This window comes from Citrobacter sp. S55_ASV_140, assembly GCF_018919505.1.
In the GTDB taxonomy this organism is placed as follows: domain Bacteria; phylum Pseudomonadota; class Gammaproteobacteria; order Enterobacterales; family Enterobacteriaceae; genus Citrobacter; species Citrobacter werkmanii.
Genome location: NZ_JAHLQZ010000261.1, coordinates 1 through 4,383, shown reverse-complemented (window position 1 = coordinate 4,383; position 4,383 = coordinate 1). Strand labels below are relative to the sequence as shown.

Genomic DNA, 4,383 nt, shown 5'->3' with positions numbered 1-4,383 from the left:
GGCGTAAACAGAGAGACCGAAAACCACCAGAAGATAGGCGACCAGCGGCAAAATAACTTCAAGCTGCATCATCATCCTCCAGTGGAATGTCGCGATAGATAAACTTCACCATCGCCCAGCACAGTACGATGAAAACCAATGGCGTCAGCAGACAGGCCATTTCGAACCAGTGCGGGAGGCCGGTAAAACCCAGAGAGGTGTCTGGTAAGTAAGCGGCCACTAACCATGCGGCAAGATATAAAAGGGTCAGCCACAGCGCCCAGCGCGCCTCTTTATGGGCCTGAACAAAACGAGCGTCCATTTTTTGTCCCTTGTGAATAAAGAAAGCGGGGATTGTACCTTATGGCACCTGTGGGAGGGGAGAAAAACAAAAGGCCGGAATTTCCGGCCTTTTCGGTTAACGCTTGCTTACTTTTCCTGAAGTCCGAGTTTTTTCTCCAGGTAGTGGATATTGGTTCCACCATGCTGGAAGTGCTCGTCATTCATGATACGGATCTGCAGATCAACGTTGGTTTTGATGCCGTCGATGATCAGTTCCTGCAAGGCGTTTTTCATGCGAGCGATAGCGACGTCGCGGTTTTCGCCATAGCAAATCAGCTTACCGATCATTGAGTCATAGTACGGAGGTACTGTGTAACCTGCGTAAATATGAGACTCCCAGCGCACACCAAAACCACCCGGCGCGTGGAAACGCGTGATTTTACCCGGGCTCGGCAGGAAGGTGTTCGGGTCTTCGGCGTTGATACGGCACTCTACCGCATGGCCTTTAACCACAACTTCGTCCTGCTTGATAGACAGCGGCTGACCCGCTGCGATGCGCAGTTGTTCTTTGATCAGGTCAACACCGGTGATCATTTCGGTTACCGGGTGTTCAACCTGAATACGGGTGTTCATTTCAATGAAGTAGAACTCACCGTTTTCGAACAAGAACTCGAATGTACCCGCGCCACGATAGCCGATATCAACGCACGCTTTGGCGCAACGCTCGCCGATGTAGCGACGCAGTTCCGGAGTAATGCCCGGCGCTGGTGCTTCTTCGACAACTTTCTGGTGACGACGCTGCATGGAGCAGTCACGCTCTGCCAGATAAATCGCGTTACCCTGACCGTCTGCCAGCACCTGAATTTCGATGTGGCGTGGGTTTTCCAGGTATTTCTCCATGTAGACCATGTCGTTATTGAAAGCCGCTTTCGCTTCCGCTTTGGTCATGGAGATGGATTGCGCCAGTTCGGCATCGCTGCGCACGACGCGCATACCGCGACCGCCGCCGCCGCCGGAGGCTTTGATGATAACCGGGTAGCCGATGCGTTTAGCATGAGCGCGGTTAGCGTCCATGTCATCGCCCAACGGGCCGTCAGAGCCTGGAACAGTCGGTACGCCAGCTTTTTTCATCGCGGTAATCGCGGACACTTTGTCGCCCATCAGGCGGATGGTGTCGGCTTTCGGGCCGATGAAGATAAAGCCAGAACGTTCTACCTGCTCAGCAAAGTTGGCGTTCTCAGAGAGGAAGCCATAACCCGGGTGAATTGCCACCGCGCCGGTGATTTCAGCGGCGCTAATGATAGCCGGGATGTTCAGATAGCTTTTTACGGACGGAGCCGGGCCAATACAGACCGTCTCATCCGCCAGCAATACGTGTTTTAAATCGCGATCCGCGCTTGAATGCACTGCGACAGTCTTGATACCCAGTTCTTTACAGGCACGAAGAATACGCAAGGCAATCTCGCCGCGGTTAGCGATGACAATTTTATCCAACATGTTCGCCTCGTTATTCGATGACGACCAGCGGCTCGTCAAATTCTACCGGTTGACCGCTTTCTACCAGAATAGCTTTAACGACGCCGGATTTGTCGGCTTCGATCTGGTTCATCATTTTCATGGCTTCAACGATGCACAGGGTATCGCCCGCATTCACTTTCTGGCCGATTTCGATGAACGCTTTCGCATCCGGGCTCGGGGTGCGGTAGAACGTACCAACCATTGGGGAGCGTACGATGTGACCACTGATTTCCGCTGCTGCCGGAGCTTCCATACTTGGAGAGGCAGTTTGTGCGACAGCGTTAGACAGAGCTGGCTGCTGCATCACTGGTGCAGCATAAGCCTGTTGCATCATTGGAAAACTTGCAGCTGGCGCCGCACGGCTGATGCGTACAGACTCTTCGCCTTCAGAAATTTCCAGTTCGGAGATGCCTGATTCTTCAACCAGCTCGATCAGTTTTTTAATCTTACGAATATCCATGAGTGGGTTCCGTACTCTTTGTTTAGTGAGATTGTGACAGGCGTTTTACCGCCGTCTGTATAGCATTTTTATAACAGTGAGTGACAAGATGCCACGCATCTCAGGCGTTGCACTGGGTGCTGATGCCATTACATGAGATTGCCAAACTTGTTAGTCATTGTGCGGCTATCTTCTGTCATTTTCGGGTAAAAGACAAAATATACCTTCAATATGCGATTGTCACCCTTTCCGCGCCGTAAAAACGCTACCGGGGATAGCAAAGGCGCACATTATAACTATTTCGTAGCAATTGGCAGCTAAATACTGGTCTTATCAGGGAAGATAATCAACCGTTAACATGTAAAGAAAATCGGATCGTCCGTGTTTTGCAACGTACTGCACATATCATGAAACTACCGCCACCACTGGCGAAACTTCCTGTAGCGGCAGGCTAACAGCACCGCAGCAAGTGCGGCATAAATAATCGGTTGAGGGGAGATGATTTTAACCGACCACAGATAATGTATGGGTGCCAGGATCGCCACAAGATAGACGAAGTTGTGCAAAAATTGCCAATACTTACCCAGCTTTCGCTGTGCAGATTGCGTGGACGTTAAGGTGAGAGCAAATAATATGACCCAACAGACAATACCCAACATCAAATACGGTCGCGAAATGAATTCCCGCCCCAACAGCGCCAGATTATGAATACCCAGTTCCAGTAACGCGTAGCTGGTTAAATGCAGCGTCGCCCAGGCGAAACACCATAGCCCTAACAGGCGACGAGTGCGTATCAATAATGGCTGTTTAGCGTAGCGCGCGAGTGGAGAGACCAGCAAGGTCGCCAGTAAGAATTTCAGAGCTGTCCTACCGGTAAAGTGCTGGATATCTTTGACCGGATCGGCGCTCAAACCGCCATGATTTACCGCCCAAAAGAGCCAGATTAACGGCAAAAATCCGCCAAGATGCAGGCAAACTTTCAGCCCGGTAATGTGCTTTGCAGTCAGACGCACTTAAAAATTCTCCTGTAGATTAAGACCACGATACAGGGAAGCAACCTCTTCGGCATAACCGTTAAACAACAGCGTGGATTGACGCTGTACGTCCAGAATACCGCCAGCGCCAATAAAACGTTCGGTGGCCTGGGACCAGCGGGGGTGATCGACATGCGGATTCACGTTGGCATAAAACCCATATTCATTAGGCGCGGCCAGGTTCCACGTTGTTGGGGGGCGTTCGCGCGTAAGTTTGATACTCACGATCGACTTTATGCCCTTAAATCCGTATTTCCACGGCACAATTAAGCGGATGGGGGCGCCATTTTGCGGCGGAAGGGCCTTACCATAAACCCCTACGGTAAGCAGGGTTAGTGGATGCATCGCTTCATCCAGGCGTAACCCTTCAACATAGGGATATTTCAGCCCGCCGCCAATAAAGCGATCTTTCTGACCAGGCATTTCATCCGGGGCGTAGCGCGTTTCGAAAGCGACATATTTTGCGTTGCTGGTGGGTTCAACCTGCGCCAGCAGTTTATGTAATGGAAAGCCAATCCACGGCACCACCATTGACCAGGCTTCCACGCAGCGCATCCGATAAATCCGCTCTTCCAATGGGAAACGGGTGGTCAGCGCATCATGATCGAGAGTGAGGGGTTTTGCGACTTCGCCAGTGATTTTCAAGGTCCACGGATCGGTTTTCAGGCTGCCTGCGTTGGCCGCTGGATCCGCTTTGTCGAGACCAAATTCATAGAAGTTGTTGTAGCCAGAAACTTTATCTGCTGGCGTTAAAGGAAGCGAATTTTGCCAGGCGGTGGGCTTGCTGAAATTAAGCGGCTTACCTGCAGGCGCCGGAGGGCGGTCATTACCCTTAAACCAGCTCAGAAGGTCGGCCTGCGCAGCGTGAGGCAAAGACAACGCGGCAGCGCTGATCCCTAATGCTTTCAGTACCTGGCGGCGCTGCATAAAAAAAGCCGACTCGGCGGTGACGTCGGCTTCTGTAAATGGACGTAATTTCTTCATAACAGACTCCCGGCTTACGCGTCATGACAGACAGGGGATGCGTAGTTAATATGGCAGGGAGTCTCTATATATGCCGCGAAATTTTGTTAGTTAAGTGTAAATTTCTGCGCCAATGCCTGTTATTTCACCTTCACCAGGGTACGACCT

5 protein-coding genes are annotated in these 4,383 nt (G+C 51.5%); all 5 read right to left on the bottom strand.

The window, feature by feature from the left end; genetic code table 11:
* Positions 1-58: 58 nt before the first annotated feature.
* The 5 genes from KQJ18_RS21960 to msrP all read right to left on the bottom strand — a co-directional run bounded on the left by KQJ18_RS21960 (position 59) and on the right by msrP (position 4,236).
* Positions 59-301: a YhdT family protein gene (locus KQJ18_RS21960; protein ID WP_085048623.1), complete on the bottom strand. Its 243-nt coding sequence runs from the start codon at positions 299-301 to the stop codon at positions 59-61.
* A gap of 107 nt (positions 302-408) precedes the next feature.
* Entirely contained in the window at positions 409-1,758 is a 1,350-nt protein-coding gene (gene accC, locus KQJ18_RS21955; protein ID WP_003828838.1) for an acetyl-CoA carboxylase biotin carboxylase subunit, read from the bottom strand.
* A gap of 10 nt (positions 1,759-1,768) precedes the next feature.
* Positions 1,769-2,239 (bottom strand): acetyl-CoA carboxylase biotin carboxyl carrier protein, encoded by a 471-nt coding sequence (gene accB, locus KQJ18_RS21950; RefSeq protein WP_003025210.1) that lies wholly within the window; start codon positions 2,237-2,239, stop codon positions 1,769-1,771.
* 392 nt (positions 2,240-2,631) lie between these two features.
* Positions 2,632-3,231, bottom strand: coding sequence for a protein-methionine-sulfoxide reductase heme-binding subunit MsrQ (msrQ, locus tag KQJ18_RS21945; protein ID WP_087856909.1), 600 nt, complete (start codon positions 3,229-3,231; stop codon positions 2,632-2,634).
* Positions 3,232-4,236, bottom strand: a complete 1,005-nt coding sequence (gene msrP, locus KQJ18_RS21940; protein ID WP_085048625.1) for a protein-methionine-sulfoxide reductase catalytic subunit MsrP — start codon at positions 4,234-4,236, stop codon at positions 3,232-3,234.
* Between the last annotated feature and the right edge of the window lie 147 nt (positions 4,237-4,383).

Bases quoted from the DNA above. Each gene is read 5' to 3' on its own strand.
- KQJ18_RS21960 (WP_085048623.1), bottom strand. From the start codon at position 301: ATGGACGCTCGTTTTGTTCAGGCCCATAAAGAGGCGCGCTGGGCGCTG.
- accC (WP_003828838.1), bottom strand. From the start codon at position 1,758: ATGTTGGATAAAATTGTCATCGCTAACCGCGGCGAGATTGCCTTGCGT.
- accB (WP_003025210.1), bottom strand. From the start codon at position 2,239: ATGGATATTCGTAAGATTAAAAAACTGATCGAGCTGGTTGAAGAATCA.
- msrP (WP_085048625.1), bottom strand. From the start codon at position 4,236: ATGAAGAAATTACGTCCATTTACAGAAGCCGACGTCACCGCCGAGTCG.